We start from the raw sequence: 16,452 nt of genomic DNA, 5'->3' as shown, positions 1-16,452 counted from the left end.
GACCGAAATTTCTGGCTTCCGTGAGAGGAAGGTGGGTGAGAAGGTACTGCTACCTGTTACTGGCGCCGCCATAGTGCCCCTTCGAAACTGGCAGACACGGGTCTATCCAAAAAGCTCGATCACCTGCTCCCGCAACCACCGGTGCGCCGCTTCCTCATCCTGACTGCGGTGCCATAGCAGGTGCCAATCCATCTGAGGGATCTGGAAGGGTAGTTCGAAACGCCTCGCCGGGTACTGCTGGGCCAGACTCACCGGTACCGTCAGCGCCAGGTCGGTTTTCAGCACCACCAGCGGCGCCACGCGGTAATGTTGCACCCGTAACTTGACCTTGCGCCGTCGCCCCAACTTGTTCAACGCAATATCCGCAATCCCCGGCCCACTGCGGCGGCTCGACACATGAATATGCTCCAGTGCCAGGTACTGCTCCAGCGTCAGGCTCGACGCCCCCGCCAGCGGATGATCCGGGCGCACCATGCACTGGTAGCGGTCCGCGACCAACCGCTGCTGATTCAGCTGGGTCGCCGACACCATTGGAATATCCAGCGCAAAATCCAGGCTGTTCGCTGCCAGCTCCTTTACCAACTGCTCCCGGGGCACATAAAACGACTCCACGCTGATCCCCGGTGCCACCTGCTGCAAGTGTTCCAGCAAGCGCGGTAGCACCAGCGTCTCCGCCATATCGTTCATCGACACCCGCAGCGTCCGCTGCGCACTGGCCGGCTCAAATCGATGGTGCTCCGCCACACTGCTGCCCAGCAGCGCCAGCGCCTGCTGTACCTTCGGCATGATGCTCTCGGTCAGCGGGGTAGGGCTCATCCCGTTTGGCGTGCGGATAAATAGCTGATCATCGAGAGCCCGGCGCATCCGTGCCAGCGCGTTGCTCACCGCCGGTTGCGTGATGTGCAAGCGCTCTGCCGCACGGGTCAGGTTGCGCGTATTGTAGATGGCATCCAGCACCGGAAAGAGGTTCATATCGATCTGTTGCAACTGCACGGTCACTGTTCTCCCCTGGTGGGCTCAGATAACAGGCTCCAATCTTCCGGTATCACGCCTGTGAATGGTTGAATATTTACATAATAAACTTTGATGATCCACGCGGAATCGTTAGCTTTATCCCCCGTTAGCCCCGGGGATTGAATAACCCGGGACGTAATTCGAAAGCCGTAAACCATCGTTTACTGTGCCAACCACCGGGAGACAGGCAGTGCCGGAAATCTTTGTTGTGCGCCACGGCCAGGCGTCCTTCGGGAGTGATAATTACGACCAGCTCTCGCAGCTTGGCTGGCAGCAGGCTCGCTGGCTTGGTGAACACTGGGGAGAGGATGGCCAAGTGTTTGACCATATCGTCAGTGGCGATTTGCAGCGCCATCGGGAAACTGCGTTGGGAATTTGCCAGGGGCTCGGGCTGGACAAGCACCGGGTAGAAGAGCTGCCGCATCTGAACGAGTTCGACTTCAAGAAAGTGATGCAGGCCTACGGGGAAAAAGAACCCACGGCCAGGCCTGCATCCGGTGCCGAGCGCGCTGACTATTACCGTTTCCTGAAACTGGCTATGCACGCCTGGTCCAGTGGTGAAATCGAAGGGTCGGAGAGCTGGCAAGAGTTCGAGCGGCGCATTGAAGAGGTGCTTGGCGTATTGGCAGCCGGTGCGAAAGGCGGAAGAACCCTGGTGGTCAGCTCCGGTGGCGCCATCGCCATGATGGTTCGGCAAATTCTGGGAGCACCGTCCCACAGCGTGACCCAGTTGAACATGCAGATTAAAAACACCGCGGTCAGTCAATTTTATGCCGGACGCAGTGGCGTGACCCTGCACAGCTTTAACCATGTACCGCACCTGGATAATCGCGCACGCCGCGAATGCATTACCTACAGCTGATCAGTGAAACCAACAAAGAACAAGAGAAGGCAGCGATGAATTTTGAATACTCCCCAAAAGTGCAGGAACTGCTTACCCGCCTGAAACAGTTTATGGCAGAGGACGTACTGCCTGCCGAGCAAACTTATTACGAACAGCTGGAACAGGACCGCTGGGGCGAGCCGCCGGTCATGGAAGCGCTGAAGCGCAAGGCGAAAGATGCGGGCCTTTGGAATCTGTTTCTACCGGACACTACCTGGGGTGCGGGCCTCACGAATCTCGAGTATGCACCGCTGGCAGAAGAGATGGGGCGTGTGGGTTTTTCCTCCGAGGTATTCAACTGTAGCGCGCCGGACACCGGCAATATGGAAGTACTTACCCGGTACGGTTCTTCCGAGCAAAAAGAACGCTGGTTGAAACCGCTGCTGCAAGGGGAGATCCGCTCCGCGTTTGCGATGACGGAGCCGAAAGTCGCTTCCAGTGATGCCACCAATATCGAAACGGCAATCGTGCGCGATGGCGACGACTATGTCATCAACGGGCACAAATTCTATATCAGCGGCGCCATGAACAAGCGCTGCGAAATTATGATTGTCATGGGCAAGACCGCGCCGGATAGCGAAGACCGCTATCGTCAACAGTCCCAGATCCTTGTTCCCATGAATACCCCGGGAGTGAAAGTAATCCGCCCCATGACCGTATTCGGTTACGACGATGCACCGGAGGGCCATGCGGAAATCATTTTTGATAATGTGCGGGTACCGAAAGAAAACCTGATTCTTGGCGAGGGCCGTGGTTTTGAGATTGCTCAGGGTCGCCTCGGCCCGGGCCGTATCCACCACTGTATGCGTCTCATCGGCCAGGCCCAGCGCGCGCTGGAAATGATGTCGGTACGGGCAGAAAACCGTGTAGTGTTTGGCCGCCCTATGATCAAACAGGGTTCCGTGCGTGAAGACATTGCCAAATCCGCGTGTGAAATCGAACAGGCGCGCCTGTTGACCCTCAAGGCTGCGGACCAGATGGACCGCTACGGTAACAAATCCGCTCGGGACCTGATCGCCATGATCAAAATCGTCGCGCCGCAGATGGCGTGCAAAGTGATCGACAGAGCCATTCAGATTCACGGCGCCGCTGGTCTCAGCGATGACCTCCATCTGGCTCGTGCCTACGGCTACGCGCGTACCATCCGTCTGGCGGATGGCCCGGATCAGGTACATATGATGCAGCTGGGCCGTAATCTGGCGGCGGCCTACGCAGCGATCGCTGAAGGGGAGGATTGAATGTCTGCAGTGAAAAGCCCCTCTGGTGTGGAGCAACTGGATACACAAGCGCTGGCGGCCTATTTGCGCGACAAGGTGCCGGGGTTTGACGGCCCTGTCCGGGCGAGCAAATTTTCTGGTGGCCAGTCAAATCCTACCTTCAAGGTTGAGACTGAAGCGGGCACCTATGTACTGCGCCGGCAGCCTCCGGGAAAACTACTGAAATCTGCTCATGCGGTAGATCGGGAATTCCGCGTTCTGCGCGCTCTGGCCGATAGCGACGTGCCGGTGCCAAGAGTGCTGCACCTGTGTGAAGACCGGAACCTGCTCGGCTCCATGTTTTATGTCATGGAGTATTGCGAGGGGCGCATTTTCTGGGATGCCGCGTTACCAGAGCTGGACAATACTCAGCGCGGTGCGTTTTACGAAGAAATGAACCGGGTACTGGCGGCACTGCACCGTGTGGATGTTGAAGCGGCCGGGCTCGCCGACTATGGCCGCCCAGGCAATTATTTTGAGCGTCAGTTCGGTCGCTGGCAGGGGCAGTACCAGGCATCGGAGCTGCAAAACATTCCCGCTATGGATCAACTGATTCAGTGGCTGGGGGAACACCTTCCGCAAGACGATGGCAGAGTGTCCCTGGTGCACGGGGATTACCGCCTCGACAACATCATGTTCCATCCCACCGAATCCCGCGCTGTTGCCGTGCTGGACTGGGAGCTTTCCACCCTCGGGCACCCGTTTGCCGATCTCGCCTACCAGTGTATGCAGCTGCGTATGCCGGACGACAGTGGCAATATCTCTGGCCTCATGAATAAAGATCGCAAGCAACTGGGTATTCCCTCTGAACAGGAATATGTGGCCCGCTATTGCGAGCGCATGGGGATAGGGCGCATCGATAACTGGGCCTTCTATCTTGCGTTCAGTTTTTTTCGCCTCGCGGCCATTATTCAGGGTGTTGCCAAGCGCGCACACGATGGCAACGCGTCCAGCAAGAACGCGGCAAAACTCGGTGGATTGGTCGAGCCGCTGGCAATGATGGCGTTGGATGTGATCAAAACCGAAAGCTGAGAATTTGCAGTTCATTAAGCTGAAAAGAAGCAAAACAAACAAAAACCGTTGGGAGAATTTCTATGGCGACCAATCTTTTTGACCTGACTGGAAAGATCGCGCTGGTAACCGGCGCTAGCCGCGGCATTGGCGAGGCCATTGCCAAACTACTGGCAGAGCAGGGGGCGCATGTACTCGTCTCCAGCCGCAAGGTGGAAGGCTGTCAGGCAGTGGCCGATGCCATCAATGCAGCCGGCGGCAAGGCCGAGGCGTTGCCTTGTCATATTGGCAATATGGAAGATATCGAACAGGTGTTCAGCCACATCCGAAATCAGTTCGGAAAGTTGGATATCCTGGTGAACAACGCCGCGACCAATCCCTACTTCGGGCACATTCTTGACACGGATCTGGGCGCCTTCGAAAAAACGGTTGCGGTTAATATTCGCGGCTATTTCTTCATGTCAGTAGAAGCGGGAAAACTGATGCGGGAAAACGGTGGTGGTTGCATCGTCAACACCGCGTCTATCAACGCACTGCAGCCCGGCGTGGGGCAGGGCATTTACTCCATCACAAAAGCCGCGGTGGTGAATATGACCAAGGCCTTCGCCAAGGAGTGCGCTCAGTTCAATATCCGCGTGAATGCCCTGCTCCCGGGGCTGACGAAAACCAAATTCGCCGGTGCCCTGTTCAGCCACGAGGAAATCTACAATACCGCGGTCAGCCATATTCCCATGCACCGCCATGCAGAGCCGGAAGAAATGGCGGGTACTGTGTTGTACCTGGTGTCTGATGCCGGCAGCTACACCAATGGCGAATGTGTGGTGGTCGACGGTGGCCTGACTTCTTGTGGGGGCCTGTGATCATGGACCAGTCGCTACGAGATCCAATGCTGGACTTTACCGGCAAGGTTGCCCTCATTACCGGTGCCGCCAGTGGCTTTGGGGCCATGATTGCCGAAGAGTTGGGCCGCCGCGGCGCGCGCCTGGTGTTGGGCGACATCAATGAAGAAGGGCTGAGCCCGGTGGTGGACAAGCTCACCGCCCTCGACGTAGAAGTCCAGGCGGTTGCTTGTGACGTTGCTTCCGAGACCGACTGCGCTGCCATGGTGGCACTGGCGCGGGAGAATTTTGGCGGCCTGGATATCGCCATCAACAACGCCGGTATCGCCCCGCCTCTGCAGTATCTTGAGGAAGTGGATGAAGAGACTTTTGATCTCCAGTACCGGGTTAATGTGAAGGGCGTGTTCTTTGGTATGAAACATCAGCTGAAGGTTATGCGCGCCCAGGGTAGCGGCGTCATCCTGAACGTCAGCTCCATGGCAGGTATCGGCGGTGCTCCCAAGGCTGCGCCGTATTCCAGCGCCAAACACTCGGTTGTCGGCCTCACCCGCACTGCCGCGGTCGAGTACGCCCGCCACAATGTACGCGTCAATGCCATCTGCCCGTTTTACACCCTGACCCCCATGATTACCGATATGCAGACTCCCGATGGTGCCACAGTAGAGCAAGTGCATGCGATTTTCGCTTCCGGCTGCCCGATGAAACGCCTGGGTAAACCGGAAGAGGTGGTCAGTGCCATGTTGATGTTGTGCTCGCCAGCCCTGACCTACGTTACCGGACAGACGCTGGCGGTGGATGGCGGTGTTTCCGCTTACTGAATATCGACCCAATGGTTTATTCGTAATTTCAGCCACCTGATTTTTTCCTTATAGAGAAGGAGCTCCCGTGCCAACCATTATTTCCCCCAAGGATTATGCCCGTGCCATCGGCACAGAGACCCAGGCCACCGACTGGTTTCAGATTGACCAGGATCGTATCAATGCGTTTGCCGATTGCACCCTGGACCATCAGTTTATTCATGTGGATCCGGAAGCCGCAGCAAAGTCGCCATTCGGCAGCACGATTGCCCACGGTTTCCTGTCGCTTTCCATGCTCTCGTATTTTGCCGAGCAGCTGGAAGTGGTGATGGAAGACGTAAAGATGGGCGTGAACTACGGCCTGGATAAAGTTCGCTTCATCAACCCCGTTCGAGTCGATCAACGCGTGCGTGCCCGCGCAACGGTGCTGGATGTTCAGGAGAAAAAGCCGGGACAGTTTCAGCTCAAACTCGAAGTCACAGTAGAGATTGAAGGCCAGGAAAAGCCGGCGCTGATTGCGGAGTGGCTGGTCATGCAGTTTGTTTAATCCTTTTTTAAGACATCAAGAAAATAAGCGTTAGCGGAGAGAATCATGTCTATTTCCTTCGAAGGTAAAGTCGCCATTGTTACCGGTGCCGGCAATGGTCTAGGCCGGTCCCACGCATTGGAGTTGGCCCGTCGTGGTGCCAAAGTGGTGGTCAATGACCTGGGCGGTGCCCGCGATGGCTCGGGCGGTTCCTTGAGCGCTGCAGCGTCGGTGGTTGCGGAGATTGAAGCTGCGGGTGGGGAAGCGATGGCCAATGGCGCCAATGTGACGGATTTTCAGCAGGTTCAGGACATGGTGAAGGCCGCTGCAGCGCGCTGGGGCCGGGTGGATATTTTGGTGAATAACGCCGGTATCCTGCGCGATAAATCCTTCGCCAAGGCGCCCATCGATGATTTCAACCTGGTGGTGAATGTGCACCTGATGGGCAGTGTGAACTGCACCAAAGCGGTATGGGAAATCATGCGTGAGCAGCAATACGGCCGCATCGTAATGACCACTTCTTCCTCTGGCCTGTACGGCAACTTCGGCCAGTCCAACTACGGCGCGGCCAAGACCGGCGTGGTGGGCCTGATGAATACCCTGCACCTTGAGGGTGAGAAATACGGTATTAGGGTGAACTGCCTGTCGCCTACCGCGGCCACCCGTATGACCGAAGACATTATCCCCGACCCGAAAGCCCTGGAACTGTTAACGCCAGAGTCCGTGACCGCGGGCCTAATTGCCCTGGTCGCGGACGACGCCCCCAACCGCTTTATTCTCTGTGCCGGTGCCGGCGCTTACGCCAAGGCGCGGATTCTGGAAACGGAAGGTATCTACTTGCCGCCGGAAGAGCAGACCGCAGAAAACGTGCTCGCCAACCTCGATGCGATTGCCGATGAAAAAGGCCAGCAGGAACTGGTGGGTGGTCTCAACCAGACCGTGAAATTTATTCAGAAGGCGGCCAAGGGTACCGGCGTCAAACTGGGCGGCTGACTCACAAGGAAACAGGAGAAAGCGTTATGAAAGAAGCAGTCATTGTTTCAACCGCACGTACACCCATTGGCAAAGCGTATCGTGGTGCCTTCAATAATCTGGAAGGCCCCAGCCTGGGAGCCCACGCGGTGCGTGCTGCAGTAGAGCGTGCAGGTATCGAACACGCAGAAGTGGACGACTGTGTCTTCGGTGTGGCCCTGCAGCAGGGCACCACCGGCCAAAACGTGGCCCGTCAGGTAGCTTTGTGTGCGGGTTTGCCCACCACCGTTTCGGGTATGACGATTGACCGCCAGTGCTCTTCGGGCCTGATGGCGGTTGCCACCGCCGCCAAACAGATTATGCACGACGGCGCACCGATAACCGTGGCTGGCGGTATGGAGTCCATCTCCCTGGTGCAGAACCAGAATATGAACAACTTCCGCGCGGCGGACCCGGTGCTTCTGGAGAGCCACCCGGCGGTGTATATGCCGATGATCGACACTGCGGAAATCGTGGCCAGGCGCTACGGCATCAGCCGCGAGCTTCAGGATGAGTATGCCCTGCAATCCCAGATGCGCACCGCCGCCGCTCAGAAAGCCGGCCTGTTTACCGATGAAATTGTGCCGGTAACCGCCAACAAAATTGTGGTGAACAAGGAAACCGGTGAGCAGTCGGAAGAAGAAGTGACCCTGTCGCTGGATGAAGGCAATCGTCCGTCCACCAACATCGACAGTCTGCGCAGCCTGAATCCGGTGCGGGAAAACGGCGTGATCACCGCCGGCAATGCTTCCCAGCTTTCCGACGGCGCTGCCGCCATGGTCTTGATGGACAGCAAACTCGCGGAACAGCGTAACCTTAACCCCCTGGGGATTTATCGTGGTATGGCGGTTTCCGGCTGTGAGCCGGACGAAATGGGCATTGGCCCAGTCTTCGCCATTCCAAAATTGTTGCAACGCACCGGGCTGAGTGTGGACGACATCGGCCTGTGGGAGTTGAACGAAGCGTTCGCCGTGCAGGTGCTCTATTGCCGCGACAAGCTGGGTATTGATAACGAAAGGCTCAACGTCAACGGCGGAGCCATCTCCATTGGTCACCCATACGGGATGAGTGGTGCACGCATGGTGGGCCACGCGCTGCTGGAAGGGAAGCGCCGCGGTGTTAAATATGTAGTGGTGACCATGTGTGTTGGTGGTGGCATGGGTGCCGCCGGACTGTTTGAAGTCGTTTAATTGCTATTGCGAAAATGGGGGACTCCAAGATGCGAGCACTGGTATGCGGGGCCTACGGCCCAATCGACAACCTTGAAATCCGTGACTGGACGATGCCTTCCCTGAAGCCCGACGAAGTGCAGCTCGAGGTGCATGCCGGCGGAGTGAATTTTCCGGATGGTCTGATGGTGCAGGGCAAGTACCAGGTGAAGCCGGATCTGCCGTTTGTTGCCGGTGGTGAATGCGCTGGCATCATTCGCAAAGTGGGTGACGCCGTGAAAGGCTTTCAGGTGGGCGATCGGGTGATCGCCATACCCGGAATAGCCGCCTTTGCCGAGTCGGTCAATGTGGATCACAAACTGCTGATGCCTATGCCTGCGGAACTGGATTTCCCTCAGGCGGCCGGTTTCTGTATCACCTATGCCACTTCCTACTACGCGTTCAAACAGCGTGCGCAATTGAAGGAAGGGGAGACGTTGGTAGTGCTCGGTGCTGCCGGCGGTGTGGGCGTCACGGCGATCCAACTGGGTAAACTGATGGGCGCGCGGGTGATTGCCTGCGCATCCACCGATGAGAAGCTCGCTTTCTGCCGGGATCTCGGCGCAGACGAAACCATCAATTACACCACCGAAAACCTGAAGGATCGACTCCGCGAGCTGACTGACGGCAAGGGCGCGGATGTAATTTATGACCCGGTGGGTGGCGATTTCACCGAGCAGGCGTATCGCTCCATCGCCTGGGGAGGCCGTTATCTGGTGATCGGTTTTGCCGCAGGCGCTATTCCCAAACTGCCGCTGAATCTGCCACTACTCAAAGCCGGTGACATACTCGGTATCTATTGGGGGGGCTGGGCCGCGCGCGACCCGAAAGGCAATATGCAAAATTTCAGCGAGCTGCTTGGGTTTGTGCAGGAGGGGCGTCTGCAACCGTTGACCACGGAAGTGTACGGGCTGGAAGATTTCCGGAAGGCATTTACGGCTATTGATGAGCGCAGAGCGCGAGGCAAAGTAGTTTTGACCATGCGCTGATTCCGATCTTCGGTAGACAATAGCCGGTCATAAAAATGGAGAGGTGTGGGTTCACACCTCTCCATTTTTTTGTCCCGTTTGAAATCAGGGAAGAATCCGGCAGTGCTGACGGGCCTTGGCGGCGAGATCGGAAGGCAAGGGTTTGTCCCCACTGGCGCGCTGCTGTTGGCGCCATTGGGCGCAAAGTGACAGGTAGTTGCCGGCGTTCACTTCGGTGCGCAAGTTGTACCACGTATCTGTTTTGGCCTGTTGCTGCTCCATTTTAGCCCGGTAGCGCTCAAGCCCCAGTTCGCGGCTATTGTTCTGAGGGCTGATCTGCCCTGGGGTGGCACCGATATATTGGGCTGGATGCAGCAGAACGATAGCGATCGCAATCGCACTGAACCCCGAGGCGGCTTTGGATAGCAGGCGCCCGGTCGGGCCGTCGAATTTACGCGTCGGTTGGACGGCGCGGGCTTTGGACAGCACTTTTTCATCCAGGGGTGCCGGCGTGTGGAGCTGGCCAGACGCACGGCGATAAGTTGGCTCCCAGCGGTTACTGTTCATGTTTACGCTACCTCAACAGAACGGTTGGCAGTAGCGGAGGTTGCTGCTGCAGGATTCGGGGATTTCTCCCAAGGGAAGATCGGTCTGGCTTTTGAAGGTGCTGGTTGTGCATCGCCAGCTTTTCCGGCTGCTTCTGCCTCTTTGGCCTGCGCCGCGGCCTCGTGAGCCAACGTAGCGGTAGATTTCCAGGGCTTACGCGCGGTGCCGTGGATGGCCTGCTCGATATGTTCTCTGCTCTGTTGCAGAAGGTTTCGGCAAACAGCCAGTGGAATGCGTTCGATATCCGCCGCGGTCGCCAATGAAAGGCCGCACTCGGTAAACAACAGAAAGATATTCCGCTGGCGGAGGGGCAATTGCTGAATGGCTCGCAGTACGGCGGATTTTTCCAGTGCTTTGGCCAGATCAGCATCGTCGCTGCCAGTAATTACTTCGGTAGTATCCACTGTTCTCAGCTGCTTGTTTACCTGAAGGTACAGCCAGTTTTTCAGGCAGTGCTGGTGCAGCTTCGGTGGGGCATCCAGAAACTTGGCCCACAGGGATTCCATCAGGGGGATACAGCGCTGCGGCGTCATCTGTGCGCAGTAGCGAAACAGTTCATCCTTGTAGCGCTGATAAATTTCCTGGAACACCTTGTGGTTACGTGTGTCGTAATACTGGGCTACCAGGTCTTCATCACTGAGACTGCACAACTTGTCCGCAAACATGGGATTTGCCTCCTTGGCGATGTTTCCCAATGTCACTCACCCGGCTGTACATCTCCTGGAACTTACTTTCCATGCCATCAATGGCCTTGTCAGGAGTACTTCGTAAATCGAGTAAATTTTCTGTTAACGTTATTTTGCCCGTTATTGCTATGGGCAAATACCTCACCTTGACTCAGTGTTAACCTTGTTTTTGCTGGGATTCCGGCGTCTTGTCTGCGCCAGTCACTTTTTCTGCGGTCCCTGTCACTATTTTTTCCTGCCGGGTTTCGTCGACTTCAGGAGAGTTACTGCGTTTTCTCCAGGAGGCGAGGAATAACGTGGCCAACCCGAGCAGAATTTCATCCACAAATGGGACTAGATCGGGAATGATCAGGTCGATCAAAAATAGCGCGCAAATCCATTTGAACAGCTGTGGGTGCTTCAGTTTTCGGGCGTAGCCGAGAAACCAGCCGACCAGGGCACTGGGGAGTACACGCTTCATAAAGTGATTAAAACTGCTTTCGAGACCGTGTTGGGAGTATAGCCCGCGGCCGCAAGACCATCGGATGGCGGAAAGGTTCCGGGTGCAAAAACACGCACTGGCTGGCGTGAAATCACTCGGGAATAAAGTGATCGGCGGTAAGGGCAGGCGTTGCAGTAGTCTGAAAAGTGAGCAATTTCAGGTGGTGTGTGGGCGCTGGCCCTGAAACGGCAACGGCAGTTGCTCCGGGCCCAATTCGGCACGTAAATCCCTGAGTTTGACACCCACCCCGAGCAAGCGGATGGGGTCACTGCGCTTATCCCAACACTGTTGTAACAGTTGTTTGAATTCACTGATACGGGCCGCGCGGCTGGCGCGCTCCTGGGTAGACTGGGAAAAGTCCGCGTATTTTACTTTGATAATTGCGGAACTGATCTCATAACGGTCGCCGAGTTTTTCAATACGCTCCTGCAGGCGCCCGTAAAGATGCGTCATCTGTTCCTGCCATTCCGCCAGTGCTTTCAGATCTTCGCTGAAAGTGTGTTCGACACTCACACTTTTGCGCGATCCGTCTCCACTGACCGGCCTGTCATCGACACCCCGGCAAAGGTAATACAGACGATTGCCAAACTTCCCGTACTTCTGCACCAGTTCCACCAGAGTGAAGCGCCGTAGATCACTGCAGTTATGAATGCCTTGGCGATGCATCTTTTCTGCAGTGACCCGGCCGACGCCGTGAATTTTTTTCACGGGTAAGCGCAACACAAAGTCTTCAACTGCGTTGGGATGAATTACCGTGAGACCGTCCGGTTTTTCCCAATCGCTGGCAATTTTGGCGAGAAATTTATTCGGCGCAACACCTGCAGATATGGTTATTCCCAGTGCTTCGTGTACCTGTGCGCGGATCTCGCGTGCGATCAGTGTTGCACTGCCGTTGCAGTGGGCGCTGTTGGTGACATCCAGGTAGGCTTCATCAAGAGATAAGGGTTCTATCAAGTCGGTGAAATTTAGGAATATTTCCCGAATCTGTGCGCTCACTTCCCGATATTTTTTCATGTTGCCCGGCACTACAATCAGGTCAGGACACAGCTTTTTGGCCTGGGAAGTCGGCATGGCCGAGCGCACGCCAAAGCTGCGAGCTTCGTAGTTGCAGGTGGATATCACCCCTCTGCGATCGCTGGCGCCGCCCACAGCGATTGGACGCCCCCGCAGGTTGGGGTCGTCCCGCATTTCTACAGAAGCGTAGAAGCAGTCGCAGTCGGCGTGGATGATCTTTCGCATGCTGGGATTATATCCAGTATTTGATCTTGGGCCACGTGCAAAATCAATGCGCAGTTAACGGTTCCGTTCACTAGTAGAGGTACATCATGAGTCATATACCCCTGGTAGATTCCCATATGGAAGCGCGGGTAGAAGAAGTACTCGATGATATTCGGGACACCTTGGGCGTGGTGCCGGCCATTTTCCGGGCCTATGGCAACAATTCGACGATTTTGGTCGCCCAGTGGGAGCGGTATAAGCACGTCATGTTGACTGGCAGCCTCTCCCCCAAACTGAAAGAGGGGATCGCCCTGATGGTGGCGGCGGATGAACGCAGCGATTACGGAATTGCACTGCACAGCGCAGCGCTGCAGCAACTAGGGGTCGATCCGAATGAGGTTTTGCGTATCCGAACAGACCCGGATCACGCGCACTACGACCCCAAGGATCACGCGTTGCTCGAAGTCGCGAGACATGCCAATAGCAATCCCTTCGATCATTCAGGTCAGGTGACCGATGACGCAAGGGCGACCGGTGCGAGTGATGAGGAAATAATTGAAGCGCTCGCTGCGGCGGGCCTCGCGTCAGAGATTAGCCATACGGCTGCATTTCTCTCACTCCCTTCGGATTGACCGTCGGTGAACGTTGGGCATAAAAAAGCCGTCTTAGCGACGGCTTTTTACAATACTGGTGAGCGGTGATTCTTAACGTTCAAGCAACTCGAGCTTGCCCGTTTTTCCATCCCATTCTTCCGCGTCCGGCAGTGGGTCTTTCTTCTCGGTAATATTCGGCCAGACCTCGGAAAGCTCGGCATTCAGCTCGATATATTCTTGCTGGTCGTCCGGTACCTCGTCTTCAGAGAAGATGGCGTTGGCTGGACACTCGGGCTCGCACAGGGCGCAGTCGATACACTCGTCCGGGTGGATCACCAGAAAGTTGGGGCCTTCATAGAAGCAGTCTACGGGGCACACTTCCACACAGTCGGTGTATTTGCACTTGATGCAGTTTTCCCCAATTACGAATGTCATGCTTGTCCCTCGATAATGCTGATGCGATGCCGCTGCCCGGTTGGCTCCGCGTGCCGGAACCGGGCCTTATTCTTGAAAGCTGCGGATTTTAGCAATAACTGGCGCGAATTGTAGTGGCTTTTGAGTCGAATTGGTTGGGTGCTTATAACAGTTTGCGCAGGGCGTAGAGCTGTTCCAGCGCCTGACGTGGGGTCAGGTCGTCCGGGTCCAGGGTTTCCAGGGCTTCTACTGCCGGGTGCGGAGCGCTGCCGAACAGATCCACCTGGGCGGGGGCGGCGGCTTTGGCTGCCTGGGGTTTGGGTTCCGGCTTAGGCTCTGTTTTGGGCTCGGACACCGCCACGGTCTGCACGCCAGGGCCGGAATCGCGGGTGGTGTTACCCGCTTCCAGCGAGGCCAGCCGGGCTTTGGCTTCTTCCAGTACTTCCTGCGGTATTCCCGCCAGTTTCGCTACCTGCAGGCCGTAGCTCTTGGAGGCCGGGCCTTCCTGAATCCGGTGCAGGAACACAATCGAATCCCCGTGTTCGGTGGCGTTCAGGTGGATATTGGCCGCGTCTGTGCACTGCTGGGGCAGTTCTGTCAGCTCGAAATAGTGGGTGGCGAACAGGGTAAAGGCACGCACCCGGTTGGCCAGAAATTGCGCGCAGGCCCAGGCCAGGGAGAGGCCGTCGTAGGTGCTGGTGCCGCGGCCAATTTCGTCCATCAGGATCAGGCTGTGCTCGCTGGCGTTGCGCAGAATATTTGCGGTCTCGGTCATCTCCACCATAAAGGTGGAGCGGCCGCCGGCCAGGTCGTCGGCGCTACCGATACGGGTAAAGATACGGTCCAGCAGGCCGATGCGTGCGCTGTCTGCCGGTACGAAGCTGCCGCAGTGGGCGAGCAGGGCGATGAGGGCGGTCTGGCGCATATAAGTCGACTTACCACCCATGTTCGGGCCGGTGATCACCAGCATGCGGCGGCTTTCGTGCAGATCGATATCGTTGGCGACAAACGGGTCGTCCAGCACCTGCTCCACAACCGGGTGGCGGCCACCTTCTACGTGAATACCCGCTTGTTCGGTAAGTTCCGGTTGGGTCAGGCGCAGTTGATCGGCGCGCTCGGCCATATTGGCCAGCACATCCAGTTGGGACACCGCGGCGGCGGCGGTCTGCAGTTCGGCGAGGGATTCGTTCAGGGTGGTGATCAGTTCCTCGTACAGGAACTTCTCCCGGGCCAGGGCCCGGCTTTTCGCCGACAGCGCCTTGTCTTCAAATTCTTTCAGTTCCGGGGTGATAAAGCGCTCGGCATTTTTCAGGGTCTGGCGGCGGATATAGTCTGCCGGTGCCTTGTCGCTCTGGCCGCGGCTGATTTCGATAAAGTAGCCGTGTACGCGGTTGTAACCCACTTTGAGGGTGGGGATGCCGGTGCGCTCTTTCTCGCGCACTTCCAGCTGTACTAAATAGTCGCCAGCGTTCTCGCTGATGCCGCGCAGCTCGTCCAGCTCTTCGTCGAAGCCGTCTGCGATTACCCCGCCTTCGCGAATCACCACCGGTGGGTTTTCAACGACCGCGCGCTGGAGCAGTTCCACGGTCTGTGGCCACTCGCCCATCTCGCGGCTGAGGTCCGCCAACAGACTGGCATTGGTCTCGGACAGCTGGCGCTGCAACTCAGGAAACTGAGACAGGGACATACCCAGGCGAGAGAGATCCCGCGGGCGTGCAGAGCGCAGGGCCAGACGGCCCAGAATACGTTCCATATCGCCGATGGGTTTGAGGGCTTCACGCAATGGCTCGAAGCGGTAGTCGCCAATCAATGCGGCGATGGCTTGTTGGCGCTGCTGCAGTATATGCAGGGTGCGCAAGGGATTGTTCAACCAGCGGCGCAGCAGGCGGCTGCCCATGGCGGTTTTACAGGCGTCGAAGACCGACAGAAGGGTATTGTCATCGCCGCCGTTTAGGTTGGTATCGATTTCCAGGTTGCGGCGGCTGGCGGGATCCAGGGCCACGGTGTCTTCGCTGCGCTCGGTGCGCAGGGTGCGGATATGGGGCAGTTCGGTACGCTGGGTATCCCGGGCGTATTGCAGCAGGCAACCTGCTGCGGAGAGGGCAGCGTGCATATGGCTACAGCCAAAGGCTTCCAGATCCATGGTACCGAACTGGCGGTTCAGCACGCGCAGGGCGCTCTCCAGGTCGAACTCCCAGGGCGCGCGGCGGCGCATACCCGGGCGGCGCTCGATTTCTGCCGGCAGGGTGAGGTCTTCGGAGACCAGCAGTTCCGTAGGGCTGTAGCGCTGCACCTGCTCGGTCAAGGCTTCCAGGGTGTCCACTTCCTGTACCGCAAAGTGGCCGGTACCCACGTCCAGCAGGGCCAGGCCGAATTTGTCGCCCACCAGTACCGTCGCCGCCAGCAGGTTGTCCCGGCGCTCGTTCAGCAGCGCCTCATCGGTCACCGTCCCCGGAGTGACAATGCGCACCACCTTGCGCTCCACGGGGCCTTTAGAGGTGGCCGGATCACCGAACTGTTCGGCAATGGCCACAGACACCCCGGCCTTGATCAGGCGTGCCAGATAGCCCTCGGCCGCGTGGTAGGGGATACCCGCCATGGGAATCGGCTGGCCACCGGATTTGCCGCGGGCGGTCAGGGTCACATCCAGCAACTCCGCTGCGCGCTTGGCGTCGTCGTAGAACAACTCGTAGAAGTCGCCCATGCGGTAGAACACCAGCTCCTGCGGGTGCTCCGCTTTAATCCGGAGGTATTGGACCATCATCGGCGTGTGTTCGGGCTTGGTAGCTTTGGCGGCAGCAGTTGCGGGCATGTGGGAGAAATTCTTTTTAAATCAGTGGGTTAGTTTTGCTTTTTAGGTTGGGCCGGTGCGAATGCAGGCGGCGAAGCAAGCCGGCAAGGATACCAAAGCGCCGGGGTTCAGACTATCGGCAAGGTAGGT

The 16,452-nt window shown here is 57.3% G+C and carries 17 protein-coding genes; 10 read left to right on the top strand and 7 right to left on the bottom strand.

The genetic code is table 11. The annotated features are described in order from the left end of the window. Positions 1-102 precede the first annotated feature (102 nt). Positions 103-999 carry a LysR family transcriptional regulator gene (locus Q1A74_RS06470; protein ID WP_299593763.1) on the bottom strand — a complete coding sequence of 299 codons (897 nt, stop codon included), beginning with the start codon at positions 997-999 and terminating at the stop codon, positions 103-105. Positions 1,000-1,204: 205 nt separating this feature from the next. Here Q1A74_RS06470 and Q1A74_RS06465 point away from each other — a divergent pair, with 205 nt between their 5' ends. The 9 genes from Q1A74_RS06465 to Q1A74_RS06425 all read left to right on the top strand — a co-directional run bounded on the left by Q1A74_RS06465 (position 1,205) and on the right by Q1A74_RS06425 (position 9,534). Further along, positions 1,205-1,876 carry a histidine phosphatase family protein gene (locus Q1A74_RS06465; protein ID WP_299593760.1) on the top strand — a complete coding sequence of 224 codons (672 nt, stop codon included), beginning with the start codon at positions 1,205-1,207 and terminating at the stop codon, positions 1,874-1,876. Positions 1,877-1,911: 35 nt separating this feature from the next. Further along, complete coding sequence (locus Q1A74_RS06460; protein ID WP_299593871.1) at positions 1,912-3,135, top strand: acyl-CoA dehydrogenase family protein; 1,224 nt, start codon at positions 1,912-1,914, stop codon at positions 3,133-3,135. Then, positions 3,136-4,185 carry a phosphotransferase gene (locus Q1A74_RS06455; protein ID WP_299593757.1) on the top strand — a complete coding sequence of 350 codons (1,050 nt, stop codon included), beginning with the start codon at positions 3,136-3,138 and terminating at the stop codon, positions 4,183-4,185. 62 nt (positions 4,186-4,247) lie between these two features. Then, entirely contained in the window at positions 4,248-5,024 is a 777-nt protein-coding gene (locus Q1A74_RS06450) for an SDR family oxidoreductase (RefSeq protein ID WP_299593754.1), read from the top strand. Positions 5,025-5,026: 2 nt separating this feature from the next. After that, positions 5,027-5,821 carry an SDR family NAD(P)-dependent oxidoreductase gene (locus Q1A74_RS06445; protein WP_299593751.1) on the top strand — a complete coding sequence of 265 codons (795 nt, stop codon included), beginning with the start codon at positions 5,027-5,029 and terminating at the stop codon, positions 5,819-5,821. Positions 5,822-5,897: 76 nt separating this feature from the next. Beyond that, positions 5,898-6,347: a MaoC family dehydratase gene (locus Q1A74_RS06440; protein ID WP_299593869.1), complete on the top strand. Its 450-nt coding sequence runs from the start codon at positions 5,898-5,900 to the stop codon at positions 6,345-6,347. Positions 6,348-6,392: 45 nt separating this feature from the next. Further along, entirely contained in the window at positions 6,393-7,319 is a 927-nt protein-coding gene (locus Q1A74_RS06435; RefSeq protein ID WP_299593749.1) for an SDR family NAD(P)-dependent oxidoreductase, read from the top strand. A 26-nt stretch (positions 7,320-7,345) separates the two neighbouring features. Beyond that, positions 7,346-8,527 (top strand): acetyl-CoA C-acyltransferase, encoded by a 1,182-nt coding sequence (locus tag Q1A74_RS06430; protein ID WP_299593746.1) that lies wholly within the window; start codon positions 7,346-7,348, stop codon positions 8,525-8,527. 29 nt (positions 8,528-8,556) lie between these two features. Continuing rightward, positions 8,557-9,534 (top strand): NADPH:quinone oxidoreductase family protein, encoded by a 978-nt coding sequence (locus tag Q1A74_RS06425; RefSeq protein ID WP_299593743.1) that lies wholly within the window; start codon positions 8,557-8,559, stop codon positions 9,532-9,534. 84 nt (positions 9,535-9,618) lie between these two features. On the opposite strand, the gene Q1A74_RS06420 is transcribed toward Q1A74_RS06425, so the two are convergent. From Q1A74_RS06420 to dinB, 4 genes are all read right to left on the bottom strand, one after another. Next, complete coding sequence (locus Q1A74_RS06420; RefSeq protein ID WP_299593740.1) at positions 9,619-10,080, bottom strand: hypothetical protein; 462 nt, start codon at positions 10,078-10,080, stop codon at positions 9,619-9,621. Positions 10,081-10,082: 2 nt separating this feature from the next. Further along, positions 10,083-10,784 (bottom strand): sigma-70 family RNA polymerase sigma factor, encoded by a 702-nt coding sequence (locus Q1A74_RS06415; RefSeq protein WP_299593737.1) that lies wholly within the window; start codon positions 10,782-10,784, stop codon positions 10,083-10,085. Positions 10,785-10,962: 178 nt separating this feature from the next. Then, positions 10,963-11,265 carry a DUF6116 family protein gene (locus Q1A74_RS06410; protein WP_299593734.1) on the bottom strand — a complete coding sequence of 101 codons (303 nt, stop codon included), beginning with the start codon at positions 11,263-11,265 and terminating at the stop codon, positions 10,963-10,965. Between the two features lie 177 nt (positions 11,266-11,442). Continuing rightward, positions 11,443-12,525 (bottom strand): DNA polymerase IV, encoded by a 1,083-nt coding sequence (gene dinB / locus Q1A74_RS06405; RefSeq protein WP_299593732.1) that lies wholly within the window; start codon positions 12,523-12,525, stop codon positions 11,443-11,445. An 86-nt stretch (positions 12,526-12,611) separates the two neighbouring features. On the opposite strand from dinB, the gene Q1A74_RS06400 reads away from it, so the two are divergent. After that, on the top strand, positions 12,612-13,136 hold the full coding sequence (locus Q1A74_RS06400; RefSeq protein ID WP_299593729.1) for a carboxymuconolactone decarboxylase family protein: 525 nt from the start codon (positions 12,612-12,614) through the stop codon (positions 13,134-13,136). A 72-nt stretch (positions 13,137-13,208) separates the two neighbouring features. On the opposite strand, the gene fdxA is transcribed toward Q1A74_RS06400, so the two are convergent. Next, positions 13,209-13,532, bottom strand: coding sequence for a ferredoxin FdxA (gene fdxA, locus Q1A74_RS06395; RefSeq protein WP_161858105.1), 324 nt, complete (start codon positions 13,530-13,532; stop codon positions 13,209-13,211). A gap of 142 nt (positions 13,533-13,674) precedes the next feature. Next, the gene (mutS, locus tag Q1A74_RS06390; protein WP_299593719.1) at positions 13,675-16,323 is read right to left on the bottom strand and encodes a DNA mismatch repair protein MutS; all 2,649 of its coding nucleotides are present in this window, start codon (positions 16,321-16,323) and stop codon (positions 13,675-13,677) included. Positions 16,324-16,452 lie beyond the last annotated feature (129 nt).

Source organism: uncultured Microbulbifer sp., assembly GCF_947504145.1.
GTDB lineage: Bacteria > Pseudomonadota > Gammaproteobacteria > Pseudomonadales > Cellvibrionaceae > Microbulbifer.
This window is presented reverse-complemented; position numbering and strand designations above follow the sequence as displayed.